Source organism: Vibrio sp. JC009, assembly GCF_029016485.1.
In the GTDB taxonomy this organism is placed as follows: Bacteria; Pseudomonadota; Gammaproteobacteria; order Enterobacterales; family Vibrionaceae; genus Vibrio.
The window spans coordinates 3,120,927-3,138,820 of sequence record NZ_CP092106.1; the positions used below are offsets into that span (position 1 = coordinate 3,120,927).

Genomic DNA, 17,894 nt, shown 5'->3' on the forward strand with positions numbered 1-17,894 from the left:
GTTTACTCCACACCTATTCTTTAGGCCTGAACAGGTAAGAAATAATCCACTCCAATCACACACAGAGTCATGGCCTGATTGATCCAAACCCGCCCAACATCCATAATGTAAGTGTTTCTGTAAATCTAACCTGTCATGAGTGCTTTATGTCGTCGAAATTTTTAGAGCTGGCCTGGGAGTTCAAAACCGTTACTGTTGAAGAGAAGCTTTTTTTAATCGCAGTGGCCGATATATCAGACCGGAATGGCATGTTTACGACGACTTACAGCGAGCTGTCAGCCATGATGAGCGTCTCCACCAGCATGGTCACCAACTGTTTCCATAAGCTGTCCCAGCGTGGCGGTCCTGTCAAAATACAGGTGTCGCACAACGAAGGTAACATCTCGGGTCAGCTGATGCTCCAGCGACAAAATACCAACGAAGGGCTGAATCAGGAAACCCGTCAGAACCTGCATGCAATGGCTCAGCGTCAGCATGAAAATATGCAGTATGCCCAGCCAAAATCAAAGGCAAAGCTGAACCGCTCGCAGTTTGCCCAGCAGAGACCGCTGACACCGGCCAAAAATGAAAAGATGATCAATATTATTGAGATCACGCCAAATGAGATACCAAACTGGGCTGAAACCACCATGTACTCAAAAGGTGTACTGGGCAGAAAAGATATCTGGCTGTCATTTGTAGAAGATGTTCAGGGTACCGGTGAAAAGCTGTTCCCTCAGTCCATGCTGGTCGATAGACTCACTCAGAAAATTTATCATTTTAAAAACGATGCGCTGAATAAGCCCCATGCAGGCAGGCCTGTGGTTAAGCAGTCATCCCGGGATGAGTATGCTGAGAAAGTCAGCAACTTGTATCAGGATATGAAGTGCGACTGGGATGAGTAGTCCTCACCTTCCGATAACGTACATAACAAGCATTTAAGTTACAGGTATTAAATTATGAGCAGCGACCAGAGCAATAAGCCGAAAGGTATGCATGAGCTAGTAAAGCAGGAAGACTTTAGCCAATACCTGCAACGCCGGGGCAAGGAGCTGAAAGAGCAGCAGCAAAGCAACACACAGCTCGCCCCAAAGACGGCACAGCCTCAGCCATCCCGCCCGGTCAAAATTAATCCGGAAACCAACGCACCTAAAGCTGAGTTTTCCCAGAAAACCGTTGATCGCCTGTTCGAGTTTACTCAGGAGCAGCAGGTAAAAATTCACCGCCTGTGGCATGAGATGATCGATCTGTTCAGCAAATCAAAAATCCGTCAGGAGTTCGGTGACGAACCTGATATGCGATTTATGATGTTTGCCGCTGAACTGACCAAAGATCAGTACCAACGCCTGATGGACAACATTTATGAACGTCTTTCATCCGGCAATGAATGGCCTCCGGCGATGAAGCTGCTTGAGATGTTCACAGACACCCCGACCAAAGCGGAAATCATCAAGGCCAGGCAGCACCTGCTGGTCGAGAAAAAGCCAACCAACCGTGTCGAAAGGTTTATCGATAAACGCCGCACCAATGCGATAAGAAATCTGTCCGAGCGTTATCTGGAAACCGAGTTTGCCTCTCTGTACCGTGAAGCCTTTACCGAGGTGATGATTAATAATCTGGATGTCATTCTGGATGAAACCGAGAGTACGGTTCAGACCAATATCCGGCATATTCCTGAAACCAGCATAGATAAGCAGAGAAACGAGTTCGATCTCAGCACCCTGAAAAACTTAGGGACCGTAGGCAAGCACCTTGACCGGATTTTAAAAGAAGTGAAACAACACCCAACAGCGGAAGAGGTCACTGTGGAAGAAGTTTCCAGAGAGGAGCAGATCAGACTGGAACAGGAGCGCCTTGCCCAGCAAATCTTAGATGACAACTCAGATAAGTAACCATGCAGACTTTTACCGTTATATCTAAAGAAACCGGCTATTTTAAGTGCCTGAAAAACGGCTATCACTGCCGGATCGTGATTGATGACTTCAGCAAAAACCTACCGCTTGGTGATGTACAGCTGCATGTGGAAGAGGTAACCAACAAATATGAACACCACGCATCGGATGCCGTGTTCAGGCTTACTCTTCCCTACGCTCAACAAAGCTCCATCGCAATCTGCACTATGAAGCCCGGCAAGAAAAACCGGTTTACTTACGCAGCCTGTATGCGCCTTGGGGGCAAATGGGAGCCTATCCTTAATGAATGGGTTTTCTCAGCTTCAGTGGAAGATAAAGTCCGCGAACTTGAAGCTGTTATTCACTCCAGACAAATCGTTATTCAGGCCGATTTCAGGGAAAATATCACGGTAACCCAAAAGCCACTCACCCTGTTCGGTTTTGAGCTGGTAAAAAGCGTGGGGATTGATTACGCACCGGTTTTCTATAAGGGCATTCGCCTGGTTAGTGGCAATATTGCGCATATCATTACGCCACCGAAAAGAACCATTGTGGAGGCAGGAACCGGCATCCGCCTGCAGGTACCTGAAGCCATGCTAACTTCAGCTGCTTTTAAAGAAGATTATATAGGCGCGGTCGATATCAGCAAAAAACGCAAGCTATAAAAACCTCTTCAGACGATAGAGTTACCCGGAAACCTCTGCTCTTATCCTCGATTCCGGGTAGCGAAAACAGAGCCAAGTTCGTATGAAATTTACAAAAAAATAATTATTTTTGTGATGGCAAACGATTGCGCGAGCATTTTTATTACAAATTAGTTAGAATATGCGCCATCAATTTTGAGGCAACCTGCCAACACAAAATCACTCTTGATATTAACTCTGTGAACTTAAAGGAAAACGGAAGTAATGAATAACGCTCGCCCAATTCGTCGTGCTCTGATTAGCGTATCAGACAAAACAGGTATTGTTGAATTTGCACAGGCTCTAGCTGAACGTGGTGTAGATATTCTGTCTACAGGTGGTACTGCTCGCCTTCTGGCTGAGAAAGGTATTGCTGTAACAGAAGTGTCTGACTACACAGGCTTCCCGGAAATGATGGATGGCCGCGTTAAGACTCTTCACCCTAAGGTTCATGGCGGTGTACTTGGTCGCCGCGGTCAGGATGATGAAGTGATGGACAAGCACGGCATCAACCCAATCGATATGGTTGTTGTTAACCTGTACCCGTTTGCTGCAACCGTAGCAAAAGAAGGCTGTACTCTGGAAGACGCGGTTGAGAACATCGATATCGGTGGCCCGACTATGGTTCGCTCTGCTGCGAAAAACCACAAAGATGTCACTATCGTGGTAAATGCATCTGACTACGACCGTGTTATCGCTGAAATGGACCAGAATGAGACGTCTCTGACTCTGGAAACCCGTTTTGACCTGGCTATCGCTGCATTTGAACACACAGCAGCATATGACGGCATGATCGCAAACTACTTCGGCACTATGGTTCCATCTTACGGTGAAAACAAAGAAGGTGACCAAGAGTCTAAATTCCCTCGCACCTTTAACCAGCAGTTCGAGAAGAAGCAGGACATGCGTTATGGCGAAAACAGCCATCAGGCAGCGGCTTTCTACGTTGAAGCAAATCCTGAAGAAGCATCGGTTTCTACTGCTCGTCAGATTCAGGGTAAAGCACTTTCTTACAACAACATCGCAGATACTGACGCCGCTCTTGAGTGTGTGAAAGAATTTGATGAACCAGCTTGCGTTATCGTTAAGCACGCTAACCCATGTGGTGTGGCTCTGGGTAAAGATATCCTTGAAGCTTACAACCGTGCATACAAAACAGACCCGACATCAGCATTTGGCGGCATCATCGCTTTCAACCAGGAGCTAGATGCAGAAACAGCGCAGGCTATCGTTGAACGTCAATTCGTTGAAGTAATCATTGCACCTAAAGTATCTGAAGCTGCTGTTGAAGTGGTTGCCGCTAAGAAGAACGTTCGCCTTCTTGAGTGTGGTGAGTGGTCAGCGAAAACAACCGGCTTTGATGTTAAGCGTGTAAACGGTGGTCTTCTAGTTCAGGACCGCGATCAGGGTATGGTTACTCTTGATGATCTTAAAGTGGTTTCAAAACGCCAACCATCAGAAGAAGAGCTGAAAGACGCACTGTTCTGCTGGAAGGTAGCTAAGTTCGTTAAATCAAATGCGATTGTTTACGCGAAAGGCGATATGACTATCGGTGTTGGTGCAGGCCAGATGAGCCGTGTTTACTCAGCTAAGATCGCTGGTATCAAAGCAGCGGATGAAGGCCTTGAGGTTGCAGGCAGCGTAATGGCATCTGACGCATTCTTCCCGTTCCGTGACGGTATCGATGCAGCAGCTGAAGCGGGTATCAAGTGTGTTATCCAGCCAGGCGGTTCAATGCGTGACCAGGAAGTTATCGATGCTGCTGATGAGCATGGTATGGCGATGATCTTTACGGGTATGCGTCACTTTAGACACTAATTTTTAGGCCCTGGGTTATAAGGCCCTGGGCCCTGGGGGGCGACTCCCTGAAAATTTGGAAACTAATTTAAGGGTTTAAGAAATGAATGTACTAATTATTGGTGCCGGTGGTCGTGAACATGCTCTTGGCTGGAAAGCGGCTCAAAACCCAGATGTAGAAACGGTTTACGTAGCGCCTGGTAACGCAGGTACTGCACTGGAGCCTAAGCTGGAAAACGTTGCTATCGGTGTTGAAGATATCGATGCTCTGGTTGCTTTTGCTAAAGAGAAAAATATTGAGCTGACCATCGTAGGTCCTGAAGCTCCACTTGTTATCGGTGTTGTAGATGCGTTCCGCGAAGCTGGCCTTCCTATCTTTGGCCCGACTAAAGCAGCAGCACAGCTGGAAGGTTCTAAGGCATTTACTAAAGATTTCCTTGCACGCCATAACATCCCTACGGCTGAATACGAGAACTTCACTGAGATTGAGCCTGCACTGGCTTACGTACGTGAAAAAGGTGCGCCAATTGTTGTTAAGGCTGACGGTCTTGCGGCGGGTAAAGGCGTTATCGTTGCAATGACGCTGGAAGAAGCGGAAAACGCAATCAAAGATATGCTGGCAGGCAACGCTTTCGGTGAAGCGGGTAGCCGCGTGGTTATCGAAGAATTCCTGGAAGGTGAAGAAGCCAGCTTTATCGTTATGGTTGATGGTAAGAGCGTTCTGCCAATGGCAACCAGCCAGGACCACAAACGTGTTGGTGATGGTGATACCGGCCTTAACACGGGTGGCATGGGTGCTTACTCTCCGGCTCCGGTTGTGACTCCTGAAATTCATGAGCGCATTCTGGAAGAAGTTATCTATCCGACTGTTCGCGGTATGGATGCTGAAGGTCACCCGTACACAGGCTTCCTGTATGCAGGCCTGATGATCGATGCTGATGGCACACCTAAGGTAATCGAATATAACTGCCGCTTTGGTGACCCGGAAACTCAGCCAATTATGATGCGTATGGAATCAGACCTGGTTGATCTTTGTCTGGACGCTATTGAAGAGAAGCTGGACATTTGCGAGTCATTCTGGGATCCGCGCGCTTCTATCGGTATCGTGCTTGCAGCTGGCGGTTACCCTGGCAGCTACGGCAAAGACGATGTGATTTCTGGTCTGCCATCTGAAGAAGTTGAAGGTGAGAAAGTATTCCACGCCGGCACTTCTGAAAAAGAGGGTAACGTTGTGACCAACGGCGGACGCGTACTTTGTGCAACGGCACTTGGAGACAGCGTATCAGAAGCTCAGGAACGCGCTTACAAGCTGGCTAAACAGATTAGCTGGGATGGCATGTTCCACCGCAACGACATCGGCTACAGAGCGATTGCACGCGAGCAGGAAAACAAATAACTGCCCGCTAACAGACAAATCCCGGGAGCTACACTGTAGCTCCCGGGATTTTTTATTCTGTATATTCACTTTCTGCCTATGCAGCTAAACGGCAGCTAAACGGCTTCACTCTTTGATAAAACTCGCCGGCTCTATACAGTCAAACTTCGCATCGTGCAGCAGATAGATATCATTTATGGTCAACTGACTGATATTATTCACAGTCCCCGCAAAAGCAGCATAGCTTTCCAGGTTTGCCAGTCTGTTAATCACAAAGGTTGGCAGAGTCACATCAAACTTCAGCTTCTCATATTTTTCACCCGAACAGCTCTCAAACACTTCACCATCCCAGTAGCCCTGGAACAGTCTCTGACCTTTGCGGTTTTGCTCAGCTACCAGGGTCTGTAAGGCGAATGCTTCACGCTGGATATGATCCATCTGAACAGGTGTCACCGGAAGTACTTTTCCGTCCAGACGGTACAGCTGATACACTGCCTCACCTTTGTCATTGAACCTGAGGTGAGTGGTATAGGAAAGCAGCTCATCGTCTTTTACCAGTTCGCCTTCTCTCACGACTTCCTTTAGTTTACTCTCTTTCCAGCGGTATTCTGACTGATACCAGCCAAAATCCCCGGAGGTAACGTAATCGGATGCAGAGTAAGGCAGGCTTAGCTTCTCGGTATACCAGTACAAGCTGGTTGTATCACCGACAGACTGACCACCAGTCATTGTTTTAAACTGTTCGGCCTGCTCGCTGGACGGGCCGGAAGAACAACCTAAAAGAATGGCTGATAAGAGTAGCGTTGGGACAGGATATTTCATGGGTTGCAACCAAATAAAAAATTAGCCGGGCTAATGCCCGGCTTAGGTATCTTATTTCACTGCATCTTTCAGTGCTTTACCAGCTACGAATGCCGGAACGTTCGCTGCAGCGATCTGGATTTCCTGACCCGTTTGAGGGTTACGGCCAGTGCGAGCAGCACGGTGATTTACTTTGAATGTACCAAAACCAATTAGTTGAACCTGGTCACCCTCTTTTAGTGATTCAGTTACACCATCAAGAGTTGCTTCAAGAGCAGTTTTCGCCTGAGCTTTTGAAAGGTCCGCTTTTTCAGCAATAAAGTCGATTAATTGGGTCTTGTTCATTAGGTTTCCCTTCTCATATGTTATCAAATCTATGTCACTGTAAAGCATAAACACCCCTTCTTGCAAAGGTTTGAATATGAACTTTTCCTTTAACGACCAATATTTAACCATATTCTGAGTAATAACTCACAATTTGCTATACTTCCCCCCTGAAAAACGCTTATAAATACCCTATATAAACCAGATAAAGATACGGTCTGCAGCCCCGTTTTCACAGGCTCTGCAGGCTAAATTATCTTCAGAATACTGTTTGAGGCTTATGTTACTTTTAACCTTCTATATCTCTCTTTCTATCGGCGTTTCATTTGTCTGCTCGATTCTGGAAGCGGTTCTGCTGAGTATTACTCCAAGCTTTCTGGCTCAGCTAAAAAAAGATCAGCACCCCGCGGCTGAAAAGCTGAATCAGTTGAAAGCGGATATCGACCGACCGCTGGCATCCATATTAACGCTGAATACTATCGCCCATACCATAGGTGCCGCAGGTGCCGGTGCTCAGGCCAGCATAGTGTTTGGCAGCCAGTGGCTGGGGCTGTTCTCCGCTATCCTGACCCTGGGAATTCTTCTGCTGTCTGAAATCGTACCGAAAACCATTGGTGCCACTTACTGGCGTCAACTGGCGCCTGTTGCTGCCACCATGCTGAAATGGATGGTATGGGCGCTGACTCCGTTTGTATGGATGTCAGAACGGATAACAAAGCGGCTGGCTCACGGCGCTATAGAGCCAAAGCTGAGAGATGAAATTTCTGCAATGGCCATTCTTGCCAGAGAAAGCGATGAGTTCGATGAGGGTGAAACAACCATACTAAATAACCTTCTGACGCTTCAGGACCTGCCTGTTACTCACGTGATGACGCCAAGACCGGTGGTATTTCGCATAGAAGCCGAAATTACTATCGACGAGTTCCTTGATGAGCATAAGGATATCCCCTTCTCAAGGCCTCTCGTCTACAGCCAGCATACAGATAACATAGTTGGCTTTGTTCACCGCCTGGAACTGTTCCGGCTTCAACAGGCCGGAGAGGGAGAAAAGCAGATTGGTGCGGTCATGCGCCCAATCAGCGTATTACTGAACAATGTGTCGCTGCCAAAAGCCTTTGACACCATGATGAAAAAACGCCTCCAGCTGGTTTTGATCGTTGATGAATACGGAACGATTCAGGGCATAGTGACACTGGAAGATATCTTTGAGCACCTGCTGGGGCAGGAGATTATCGATGAGGCAGATAAAGCAACGGACATGCAGCAGCTGGCGTTTCAGCGGTGGGAGACCTGGAAGAAGGCGCATGGGGTGATTGAACGTCGGGATGAGGAAGAGTAAGGGCTATGGGGCTATGGGGCTATGGGGCTATGGGGCTATGGGGGACTCTACCCCATTACCCTATAGCCCTCAAGGGCAAAGCCCGTCCCTATAACCCTAAATTGAAACCCCAATATTACTAACCCCTTCCTCACGCAACTCCGCACGCAAATCTTTGATCAACTCAATATCCCTCTCCGTCGCTTCGCGCAGTGGACGGAAAATGGCCCACTGCACATCCCACTCTTCACAAACCGCTTCGTTTTCTTTCTGGTTTTCGTTGGTGATCTCAATACCGGTTTCTGCCTGTTCCAGTTGAGCAACTGTAGCAACCGACTGCTGGCTCACTTTCAGCATGTTTTCAAACAGGTAGTCTCTGTCTAGCAGACCATGCAGCAGAGTCGACAGACCTACGCAGGCATCAATCGCCGGGTAAACGCCGTAGAATTCGAATTCATCTGAGTTAGGGATAAGTTCTTCAAGTTTTTCTAACTGACGCTCAAAATTGATTTTGGCGTTTTTCACCGTCAGCAGCTCCCATACGCTATCCAGAATCTCACGATATGCGCGCGGCTCAGCGAACTCAGTTGCCTGGCAGAACATAGCGTAGTTCGGGTACATGCGCTCACACAGGCTGGCCATAAAGGTGATTTGCTGCCAGGGCTCAAATTTCTCAAGGCGAACTTGAAGAGGATTCTGTAACATAGGGACTCAATATTTGCGGTAGTTAGTAACAGCGGAAGTGTACTTGATTCGTTAAAGGGAAAAAAGCAAGCATATGGATAATTTCAGCAATAAACTCAGAATACTCACTCAGTCGGACTCAACCTATCTTCAGCTACTTAAAAAAGCGGCCCTGCCGGATCTGGAAATTACCGATAATAACGCCGAAGCCGATATCGTTCTGGCTGAACCACCGATGCTGAGCAAATGCCTTGATGAGTTCACCGAACTAAGCTGGGCGCAGTCTACTTTTGCCGGTGTCGATGCCCTGATGTCACCCGGTTTAAGACAGGACTATGACCTTACCAATGTAAAAGGCATATTTGGCCAGCAGATTTCTGAATATGTACTTGGTTACTGTATTGAGCACTTCCGCCACTTTAATCTTTACCGCCAGCAGCAGGAACAAAAAGTATGGCAGCCACACACCTACTCCACACTGGCGGATAAGAGGCTGTTTATTCTGGGAACCGGTGCCATTGGTAACTACCTGGCTAAGGCCGCTTCCGCGTTTAACCTGCACACAGTAGGCATTAACCGGACAGGAATTCCGCCAAAAGAGTCTGCTTTTAACGAAGTGGTTCACTTTGAGCAGCTTCAGGCGCGTCTTGCTGAAGCCGATATTCTGGTATCCACACTTCCGGGCACACCTGAAACTGAAGGGGTCTTTAATCAGGCCTTTTTCGCTGACTGCCGGGAAGCTCTGTTCTTTAATGTGGGACGGGGAAGCGCCGTTGATACACCTGCTCTGCTGGAAGCTCTGGAGCAGAATAAGATCAGCCATGCGTTTCTGGATGTGTTTATCAACGAACCTATCTCTCAGCAATGCCCTTACTGGCACAACCCGAAGGTAACCGTTACACCGCATATCGCGGCCTATAGCTTCCCTGAGCAGGTATTTGAGATTTTCACAGAAAACTACCTGCGCTGGAGAGACGGTTTCCAGCTACAAAACAGAGTTGATTTTGATAAAGGATACTAAGCGAAGTCAGAGCCTGCCGGTTATGGGGTTATGGGGTTATGGGGTTATGGGGCAAAGCTTGAATCTACTGCGTATGATGTCAAGCTTTTTTAGCTTTTCCCTATAACCCTATTTCCCTCAAGGACGAAGTCCGTCCCATGACCCTATTTATGATAAGGCTTAGAAAGCTCGTGCACAGCCTCCACAAACACCCCTGCATTCTCAGGCGGCACATCCAGATGAATACCGTGGCCAAGGTTAAATACATGGCCTGTTCCCGCATCACCAAAGCCTTCCAGAATGGTCGCCACTTCCTGACGGATTCTGTCATGTGGAGCGTAAAGCATTGAAGGGTCCATATTGCCCTGAAGTGCCACTTTATCGCCAACACGTGCAACCGCATCGGCAATGTTAATGGTCCAGTCCAGGCCAACAGCATCACACCCGGTTGCTGCAATCTTCTCAAGCCACATGCCACCGTTCTTGGTAAACAGAGTAACAGGTACGCGGCGACCGTCATTTTCACGGATAAGACCATCAACAATCTTGTGCATATACTGCAAAGAGAACTCGTTGTAATCGCGAGGAGTCAGCACACCACCCCAGGTATCAAATACCATCACCGACTGAGCACCGGCTTTGATCTGAGCATTCAGGTATTCAATCACGCTGTCTGCCAGCTTATCCAGAAGCGCGTGCAGAGTGGCAGGCTCGGCATACATCATCTTCTTGATCTTAGTGAAGGCTTTAGAGCTGCCGCCTTCAACCATGTAGGTTGCCAGTGTCCACGGGCTTCCGGAGAAACCGATCAGAGGCACTTCGCCCTGAAGGTCTTTGCGGATCTGACGAACGGCATTCATTACATACTGAAGCTCACCCTCAGGATCAGGCAAGCCTATCTTATCCACATCAGCCTTGCAGGTAATTGGCTTGTCGAATACCGGACCTTCACCGGCAGCGAAGCGCAGACCAAGTCCCATCGCATCAGGAATGGTCAGAATATCGGAAAATAGAATCGCAGCATCCAGAGGAAAACGGCGCAGTGGCTGAAGTGTTACTTCAGAAGCCAGTTCAGCGTTTCGGCACAGCGACATAAAGTCACCGGCTTCGCTTCTTGTTGCTCTGTATTCAGGCAGATAGCGACCAGCCTGTCGCATCATCCATACCGGTGTGTAGTCCACTGGCTGCTTTAATAAAGCACGAAGGTATCGGTCATTTTTTAATTCTGTCATTCCGTTTTATCCAAATTGGCTTATTAGTTTTAACTTCAGAGTCTTAACCAGAGATTCTACCACTGATGAAGACAGCACAGCGTACCTCTAAAGTATTATCAGGTCTTACACTTGCTCGCTTTGCAACCTAGATCATGTTATCGAATTTAATATCGCATATTACATTGCGTCTCATTTTTGAGCATGATACAAATTCATCCGCTAGCGAAAACTATAAAAATAGTGGGTACTAATCCCTACATCTCATAACGACATCTTACTTACCCCCTCCTTCACCGGAGGGTTTTTTTTATCCGTTTTTCTGCGCTTTGATTTCCTGCACCGTATGTTCGATTAACGCTCTGGCAATCGTACCTTCCGGCGCCACATACGGGATATCTTCAACATTAAACCATTGCACGTCTGCAAGCTCAGTATAATCCGGGGCGATCTCGCCTGAATCATACTCAGCAAGGAATCCAACCATAAGGTTAGACGGAAATGCCCATGGCTGACTGCCAAAGTAACGGATATTTTTTACATTGATTCCGGTTTCTTCTTTTACCTCACGGGCAACACACTGCTCTAAAGTCTCACCAACCTCGGTAAAACCGGCAATCACAGTGTACATGCCCCCTTTATGCTGAGGGTGCTGGGCCAGCAATATCTGCTCTCCTTTACGAACCGCAACAATGGTACAGGGGAAAATCCTTGGATAATGAATCGTCCGGCAGTCACCACACTGCATGGCTGTTTCATTGTGGTTCAGGAAGTTGCGTCCGCCACACTTTGGACAAAAACGCTGCGTCTGGCTCATATGACCATACTGAACAGCCTTACTCATCAAAAGGAACAGCTCCTGATCGATCAGCAGATGATCTCTGAGTGATTCGAGCTCAAGCGACGCCTCTACATCCACTTCGTTTAACCACATAACCGGTCTGTTTTTGTAGCGCCCTATCCGGATAGCTTTCTCTTCCGGCAGATTTAACTCTCTTGCCGATCCCTTCGGAAGCTCGCCATCTTTCATCCAGACATCGCTGCCATTTACCACTACCCAATATGCACATTTATCGATAGTTTCGTCACTTTTTTTTAACATCCTTTGACCTCGTCACTTGAAGTTCAGTTATTTTACTGGCAATCTGATTTCGTGCCAGTAGATAAATAGCGAATTACGATATTTCATACAGGTATAAAAACTAAAACTATTTTTAATGGATCGCCTTTAACCAGGCTTTTGATTGCTACCTGATAGCAATCTGATCATGAGGGACATGGTCATGTTAAATAAATTTAAAAAAACTCAGGAACAATGGGGTGGCTCCAGTGAAGTCATCGATCACTGGCTGGAAACACGTCAGAAGCTAGTTGTGGAATACTGCGGCCTGGCTACTGCTACCAGCTTACCGGCTCCTGCTGACTTACAAGCTTTTTGCCAGACATTAGTAGATTACATTTCAGAAGGTCACTTTAAGATCTATGAAATGGTGATGGATAAGTGGAAATCCACCGGTTTTTCTCCGACCGAAGAGATTGATCATACCTACGGACGGATTGTTTTAACCACAGATCCTCTGCTGAACTTCACCGACAAATACGCCAGTATTCATGAAGAAGACACTATGGAAATTTTCGATAGTGATTTTTCTCTGATCGGGGAAATTCTGGAGACCCGCTTTGCAGTTGAAGATCAGCTTATTCAGTTGATCGCAGACAGTTTAGCAGTACCGCCAGGGGCATAGCTTTCGGCATAAATAATAAAGCGCAGTGATATCCTCAGCTGCGCTTTTTGAGTATCTGCTTTTATCATCTTCAGGGCATGGCCGGAAGTACAGCATTACAGAGCATTCTGCCCATTTCACTCTCCCAGGGCTTATCATTTCCTGTATTCCGGCTTTCCACGATTTTTCCTTTGTCCAGTACGATAACCCGCTGACAGAAGATCTCCACCAGCCTCAGATCATGAGTAACCAGCAAAAAGGCCGTACCAGACCGCTGCTGGATCGACTTCAGCAACTCAATAATCTGTTGCTGCAAAATCAGATCCAGACTGGACAAGGGCTCATCCAGAACCATCAGCTTTGGCTCAGTTGCCAGTGCTCTGGCAATCCCGACTCTCTGCAGTTGCCCGCCACTCAGTTGTCCGGCCCTGCGATGCAGTATTTCCGGAGCCAGATCGACCTTTGCCATCAAGCTTTCACACTCAGCCATAAGATCCTGTTTTGCTATCCGGCGCAGATAAATCAGAGGCTCCGACAAAACCTGATAGACATACTGCCTTGGATTAACCGCAGAAACAGCATCCTGAAACACAAGCTGAACATCCTGCCGGAAGGCACGCCACTGCTCTTCTGTGAAATCAGAAAAAGCCACTCCGTTCCAGCAGATATCACCACCTGAAGGCGCTTCTAAACCAAGTAATAAACGGCATAAGGTACTTTTCCCGCTACCACTGGCACCAACCAGAGCCAGTGACTCCCCGGACCGGATGGTCAGATTAATATCTGTCAGTACCTGCTTCGGAAGCGTTTTACCAAAAATGCCACTCTTCTGGTACAGCTTCGCCAGTTGCTTAATCTGTATAAAATCACCCATAGCCAAACTCCCGGTACAGAGACAGGTGCGCATTTAGCAATGACCGGGTTGCTGCATGCTGTGGCTGATGAAAAATCTCACCCACGCTGCCGCATTCAACAATCCGGCCTTCTGACATCACAGCCACTTGGTCAGCCAGTCTGGCGACCACACCAAAATCATGGGTAACCAGCAGTACGCCCAGATTACGTTCCCGGTTGATGGCTTCAATCCGGTCAAGAATATGGGACTGAACCACCAGGTCCAGATCTGTAGTCGGTTCATCGGCAATCAAAAAAGGAGCTTTGCTGACCAGTGCCAGCGCTATCATCATTCGCTGCAACATTCCTCCGCTCATCTGGAACGGATAGAGATCCAGCACCGAATGACAGGACTCCAGCCCGGCATCCAGCATAGCTTCAGTCAGTAAATATTCATCATAACCGGCGCCAGATGCCTGCATAGTTTCTATACCGTGTTTACGCATGGTCTGCAGCGGGTTAAAGGCGCTGGCCGGGTTCTGCATAATGCAGCTTACCCTTCTTCCCCGAAGAGAAGCCGCCGCCACTGCTTCGCCGTTTAAAAGCATCTCCCCACTTTGACTCAGTCCAGCCGGAAGCAGATCAAAAACCGATGAACATGTGAGGGATTTACCCGAGCCGCTCACACCAACCAGTGCCAGTGTCTGCCCGGACTTCAGGGTCAGATCTACTCCATGCACCAGATTACCGGTGCGGGATGAAACCGATAGCTGTCTGATTTCCAACTGCATTAGTTATGCTCCAGGTTAGGGTCCAGCTTATCCCGCATGGCATCACCAAGCAGGTTAAATGCCATCACGCTGATTAAGATAGCCAGACCGGGCCAGATAACCAACGCAGGGTGAGTCCAGATAAACTGGCGTGCATCGTTGATCATCACTCCCCATTCCGGTGTTGGCGACTGTACTCCCAGACCGAGAAAGCTGAGCCCGGAGACATGCATCATCACATGGCCTATATCCAGAGTTGCCAGAACCATCAGCTGGACCAGAATATTGGGCAGAATATGAACCCTAAACCGCGCCAGGGCAGGCATGCCTGAAAGTTTTGCCGCCCTTAAATAGTCACTATGACGGACCGAAAGCACAAGACTGCGTGCAATTCTCGCGTACCAGGCCCAGTGGGTTATTGCGATGGCAATCACCACATTGACCAGCCCGGTACCCAGCAGAGCCACCATAAACAGCGCCAGCACAACCGTGGGAAAAGTCATAAAGACATCACAGGTTCGCATAATGATCTGATCCACTCTGCCACCGGCGAATCCGGCCAGCCCGCCTAAACCGACACCAATAGTCAGCATCAGAAGCAGTGTGGCAAATACCGCCCCCAGCGAAACTGAAGTTGCCGTGATCAGGCGGGAGAGCAGATCACGTCCAAGGTGATCTGTGCCAAGCCAGTGCTCACTATTCATCCCCAGCAAGCGCTGAGAAAGATCGATGGCATTTGGATCGTAAGGAGACAGCCAGGGCCCGAACAGCGCAACGGATAAAAGCAGCGCCAGGCAGCCACCTCCGATGACCCCGGTAACAGAAAAACGAGAAGTTATGGACATAATGCCGTCTCCAGTCGAATACGAGGATCAAGCCAGGCATACAGAATATCGGTCACCAGATTGCACAGGATAAATATCGTGGTCATCATCAGGGTAAAGCACTGAATAACCGGATAGTCATTGTTGCTGATAGCGGTAATGGCATAGCGCCCCACACCCGGCCAGCCAAAGATGCTTTCCACAACCAGAGAGCCGCCAATAAGCTCGCCTATGTGCATACCTGCCGCTGTCACCACCGGCAACAGACTGTTTCGCAACACATGATTTTGCTCAACTCTGCGGGCAGAAATCCCCCGCATACGGGCATAGCGGACATGGCGCTGTCCGGCCACCTCCAGCATACTGGTCCGGAGCAGGCGGGCATTGATACATAACGACATAAAAGAGATAGCTACCGCCGGCAGTATCATATGCTTAAGACCACCAAATCCCATGGGAGGCAGCCAGTTAAGCTGGATAGAAAACAGCATAACCAGAAGAAAGCCCAGCCAGAAATTCGGAACCGACACACCGATAAAAGCCAGACCACGGATAGTAAAATCCGGCCACCGATCCCGGTAACGTGCCGCCCAGATAGCCAGAGGCACAGAGAGCAGCAGAGTGATCATCAGCGCAAACGAAGCCAGTTGCAGGGTTGCCGGAAGAAAGTAGGTCAGGTCCTGCAGAACCGGACGCCCGGTAATGTATGAATTGCCGAAGTCCATCCTGAGCACCCCGGACATCCAGTCGCTGTATTGCTGCCATATGGGCTTATCAAGGCCAAGATACCGCTCAGCCTCAGCAACAGCGGTGTCTGACAGAGGAATATTGCTGGCTCTGAGATAAGCCAGCGCCGGTTCTGCGCCACTCAGGCGCAGAAACAGAAAGATAACCAGGGAAACCGCCCACAATAAAAGGGGAACCAGCAGCAGGCGGCGAAGTACAAAACGTAACATAGTGATTCCAAGGTTAACCTGACGATGTTACCTGGTACCCAGCTTCTCAAACGGGATATCAAACACTGTGTTGCCCATCTCCAGTTCTCCCAGATCCTGAGATGACACGCCGGTAACCCGCATATAGGTAACAGGAAGGTAAACCGCCTGCTGATGAAGTGTGGTCAGAACCTGTTTATACAGGTCCCGGCGTTTGCTTTCGTCTGTACTGGTCAGCAACGCCATAATATTGCTGTCGATTTCAGCTTTATTTTCCAGCCCTGTCTGCGCCATATAATCTGCATGTGCCGGACGGCGCATACTGCTCATAAACGCATGCGGGTCGTATGGAGAGCCCCAGGTATTGTTGAAGATAAGATCAAACTCACCCGCTTTTTGCCGTTTATAAAAACGGCTGCGCTCTTCTGCCACCAAGCTAAGCCTGATGCCTGCTTTTTTCAGGTTAGCCTGCAGCACTTCTGCAATGGCTTTTTGGTTTGCATCCTGACCATGGTAAACAAGATCCAGAGACAGAAGGCGGCCACTCTTTTCCCGGTACACACCGTCAGAGGATAAATGCCAGCCTGCCTGTTCTAATAGTGAAGAGGCTAATGCCGGATCGTACCGGTAAGCGGTTAGTCCCACATCCGTATAAGGAGGGTTTTCAGCAAACAGCGTCGCTGCCGGAGTCTCTGTTCCGTAGAATATTTTTTCTGATATCGCTTTCTTATTCAGTGCATGATTGATTGCAACGCGAACCGGCAACTCTTTAGTGGCTGAGCGCGCGGTATTCATCGCAATCAGCCTGGTGGATACCGGTTCAGAAAGAGCCGTATGCACATCACCTCGGTGTCTGAAACGCTCGAATGTATCGGGAGAGATTTGTCCTTCCAGACCGTAAATCAGGTTAATCATGCCACTTTCAAATGCCATTGCACGCGCGTTAGGATCAGCAATAACCGACACCTCTACCTGCTTTGCCTTTGGAAGCTCACCCCAGTAATCCGGATTACGGACAAACACATCCTTCACACCCAGCACAGACTCTTTAAGCATCCAGGGGCCGGTACCAACCGGAGCTTTAATTCCCTCACCGGTATTACCCTTTTCCGGCATAGCCGATGGCGCCATAAAACGCACAGGCCGAACAAAGCTAAGCTCCTGCAGCGTCGGGTAATACGGGTTACGCAGATGCAGATCCAGGGTAAACTCATCCACCACTTCCACCGCTTCTATCTGGTTAATCAGCTCAAGCCAGCGATGCTTTTCAATACTCTTTAAAAGCTGTTCAAAATTGGCCTTCACTGCTGATGCGTCAAATGCTTCTCCGTTGGAAAACTTCACATCCTGGCGAAGAAAGAAACGGTAGCTTTTCCCGTTATCTGAGATCTGCCACGACTCTGCCAGCCAGGGAATCACCTCTCCGTCTTTTGCATATCTGACCAGAGGTTCATACACCATGGCTTGGGCATACATCTGGTTTGGTGACATTTGGTGAGGGTTAAGCGGACCTGCATTTACTGTCCATGAAAATTGAATTTGCGCGTGTGCCAACCCGCTAAACAAAATAAGAGCAGGAATAAAAACCTGAACAAGCTTCTTCATTGATACTACCTAGAATTACGTCAAAACCGTAGGGATTATCATGAGCTGAAGAATAAAGTAAAAAGCTGAGAACAAATGCAGAGAGTAAACGCGGCGCACTTCATAATTCTATTAATTCAGAGTGGCAATAATAGGTGA

At 48.4% G+C, this 17,894-nt stretch carries 18 protein-coding genes; 8 read left to right on the plus strand and 10 right to left on the minus strand.

Going from position 1 to position 17,894, the window contains the following annotated elements:
- Positions 1 to 146 precede the first annotated feature (146 nt).
- The 5 genes from L3Q72_RS13915 (at position 147) to purD (ending at position 5,747) form a co-directional block, all read left to right on the plus strand.
- Positions 147 to 884, plus strand: a complete 738-nt coding sequence (locus L3Q72_RS13915; protein WP_275130515.1) for a hypothetical protein — start codon at positions 147 to 149, stop codon at positions 882 to 884.
- 54 nt (positions 885 to 938) lie between these two features.
- Positions 939 to 1,871, plus strand: a complete 933-nt coding sequence (locus L3Q72_RS13920; RefSeq protein WP_275130516.1) for a hypothetical protein — start codon at positions 939 to 941, stop codon at positions 1,869 to 1,871.
- 2 nt (positions 1,872 to 1,873) lie between these two features.
- Positions 1,874 to 2,536 carry a hypothetical protein gene (locus L3Q72_RS13925; protein ID WP_275130517.1) on the plus strand — a complete coding sequence of 221 codons (663 nt, stop codon included), beginning with the start codon at positions 1,874 to 1,876 and terminating at the stop codon, positions 2,534 to 2,536.
- A 243-nt stretch (positions 2,537 to 2,779) separates the two neighbouring features.
- A complete protein-coding gene (gene purH, locus L3Q72_RS13930; protein WP_275130518.1) occupies positions 2,780 to 4,372 on the plus strand; it encodes a bifunctional phosphoribosylaminoimidazolecarboxamide formyltransferase/IMP cyclohydrolase in 1,593 nt (530 codons plus the stop codon).
- 82 nt (positions 4,373 to 4,454) lie between these two features.
- Positions 4,455 to 5,747 carry a phosphoribosylamine--glycine ligase gene (gene purD / locus L3Q72_RS13935; protein WP_275130519.1) on the plus strand — a complete coding sequence of 431 codons (1,293 nt, stop codon included), beginning with the start codon at positions 4,455 to 4,457 and terminating at the stop codon, positions 5,745 to 5,747.
- 105 nt (positions 5,748 to 5,852) lie between these two features.
- Here the strand turns inward: purD and L3Q72_RS13940 are convergent, their stop codons facing one another.
- The gene (locus L3Q72_RS13940; protein ID WP_275130520.1) at positions 5,853 to 6,548 is read right to left on the minus strand and encodes a DUF1481 domain-containing protein; all 696 of its coding nucleotides are present in this window, start codon (positions 6,546 to 6,548) and stop codon (positions 5,853 to 5,855) included.
- Between the two features lie 51 nt (positions 6,549 to 6,599).
- Positions 6,600 to 6,872 (minus strand): nucleoid-associated protein HU-alpha, encoded by a 273-nt coding sequence (gene hupA / locus L3Q72_RS13945; protein ID WP_275130521.1) that lies wholly within the window; start codon positions 6,870 to 6,872, stop codon positions 6,600 to 6,602.
- A gap of 259 nt (positions 6,873 to 7,131) precedes the next feature.
- Here hupA and L3Q72_RS13950 point away from each other — a divergent pair, with 259 nt between their 5' ends.
- Entirely contained in the window at positions 7,132 to 8,190 is a 1,059-nt protein-coding gene (locus L3Q72_RS13950) for a hemolysin family protein (RefSeq protein WP_275130522.1), read from the plus strand.
- 96 nt (positions 8,191 to 8,286) lie between these two features.
- Here L3Q72_RS13950 and L3Q72_RS13955 read toward each other — a convergent pair whose 3' ends face one another.
- On the minus strand, positions 8,287 to 8,874 hold the full coding sequence (locus L3Q72_RS13955) for a DUF416 family protein (protein WP_275130523.1): 588 nt from the start codon (positions 8,872 to 8,874) through the stop codon (positions 8,287 to 8,289).
- 73 nt (positions 8,875 to 8,947) lie between these two features.
- On the opposite strand from L3Q72_RS13955, the gene L3Q72_RS13960 reads away from it, so the two are divergent.
- Positions 8,948 to 9,874: a D-2-hydroxyacid dehydrogenase gene (locus L3Q72_RS13960; RefSeq protein ID WP_275130524.1), complete on the plus strand. Its 927-nt coding sequence runs from the start codon at positions 8,948 to 8,950 to the stop codon at positions 9,872 to 9,874.
- Positions 9,875 to 10,017: 143 nt separating this feature from the next.
- Here L3Q72_RS13960 and hemE read toward each other — a convergent pair whose 3' ends face one another.
- Positions 10,018 to 11,085 (minus strand): uroporphyrinogen decarboxylase, encoded by a 1,068-nt coding sequence (gene hemE, locus L3Q72_RS13965; RefSeq protein WP_275130525.1) that lies wholly within the window; start codon positions 11,083 to 11,085, stop codon positions 10,018 to 10,020.
- 289 nt (positions 11,086 to 11,374) lie between these two features.
- Positions 11,375 to 12,166: an NAD(+) diphosphatase gene (gene nudC / locus L3Q72_RS13970; RefSeq protein WP_275130526.1), complete on the minus strand. Its 792-nt coding sequence runs from the start codon at positions 12,164 to 12,166 to the stop codon at positions 11,375 to 11,377.
- Positions 12,167 to 12,341: 175 nt separating this feature from the next.
- Between nudC and rsd the strand changes: the two genes are divergently transcribed.
- Positions 12,342 to 12,809, plus strand: a complete 468-nt coding sequence (rsd, locus tag L3Q72_RS13975) for a sigma D regulator (protein ID WP_275130527.1) — start codon at positions 12,342 to 12,344, stop codon at positions 12,807 to 12,809.
- Between the two features lie 70 nt (positions 12,810 to 12,879).
- On the opposite strand, the gene L3Q72_RS13980 is transcribed toward rsd, so the two are convergent.
- Genes L3Q72_RS13980 through nikA form a run of 5 tightly spaced genes read right to left on the minus strand, consistent with a single transcriptional unit; the run spans position 12,880 to position 17,756 of the window.
- Positions 12,880 to 13,662 (minus strand): ATP-binding cassette domain-containing protein, encoded by a 783-nt coding sequence (locus L3Q72_RS13980; RefSeq protein WP_275130528.1) that lies wholly within the window; start codon positions 13,660 to 13,662, stop codon positions 12,880 to 12,882.
- Positions 13,655 to 14,413, minus strand: coding sequence for an ATP-binding cassette domain-containing protein (locus tag L3Q72_RS13985; RefSeq protein WP_275130529.1), 759 nt, complete (start codon positions 14,411 to 14,413; stop codon positions 13,655 to 13,657). The genes L3Q72_RS13980 and L3Q72_RS13985 overlap by 8 nt, the downstream gene beginning before the upstream one ends.
- Positions 14,413 to 15,237, minus strand: a complete 825-nt coding sequence (gene nikC, locus L3Q72_RS13990; protein ID WP_275130530.1) for a nickel ABC transporter permease subunit NikC — start codon at positions 15,235 to 15,237, stop codon at positions 14,413 to 14,415. Before nikC ends, L3Q72_RS13985 begins: the two co-directional genes overlap by 1 nt.
- Complete coding sequence (gene nikB / locus L3Q72_RS13995; protein ID WP_275130531.1) at positions 15,228 to 16,172, minus strand: nickel ABC transporter permease subunit NikB; 945 nt, start codon at positions 16,170 to 16,172, stop codon at positions 15,228 to 15,230. Before nikB ends, nikC begins: the two co-directional genes overlap by 10 nt.
- A 27-nt stretch (positions 16,173 to 16,199) precedes the next feature.
- Positions 16,200 to 17,756: a nickel ABC transporter substrate-binding protein gene (nikA, locus tag L3Q72_RS14000; RefSeq protein ID WP_275130532.1), complete on the minus strand. Its 1,557-nt coding sequence runs from the start codon at positions 17,754 to 17,756 to the stop codon at positions 16,200 to 16,202.
- Between the last annotated feature and the right edge of the window lie 138 nt (positions 17,757 to 17,894).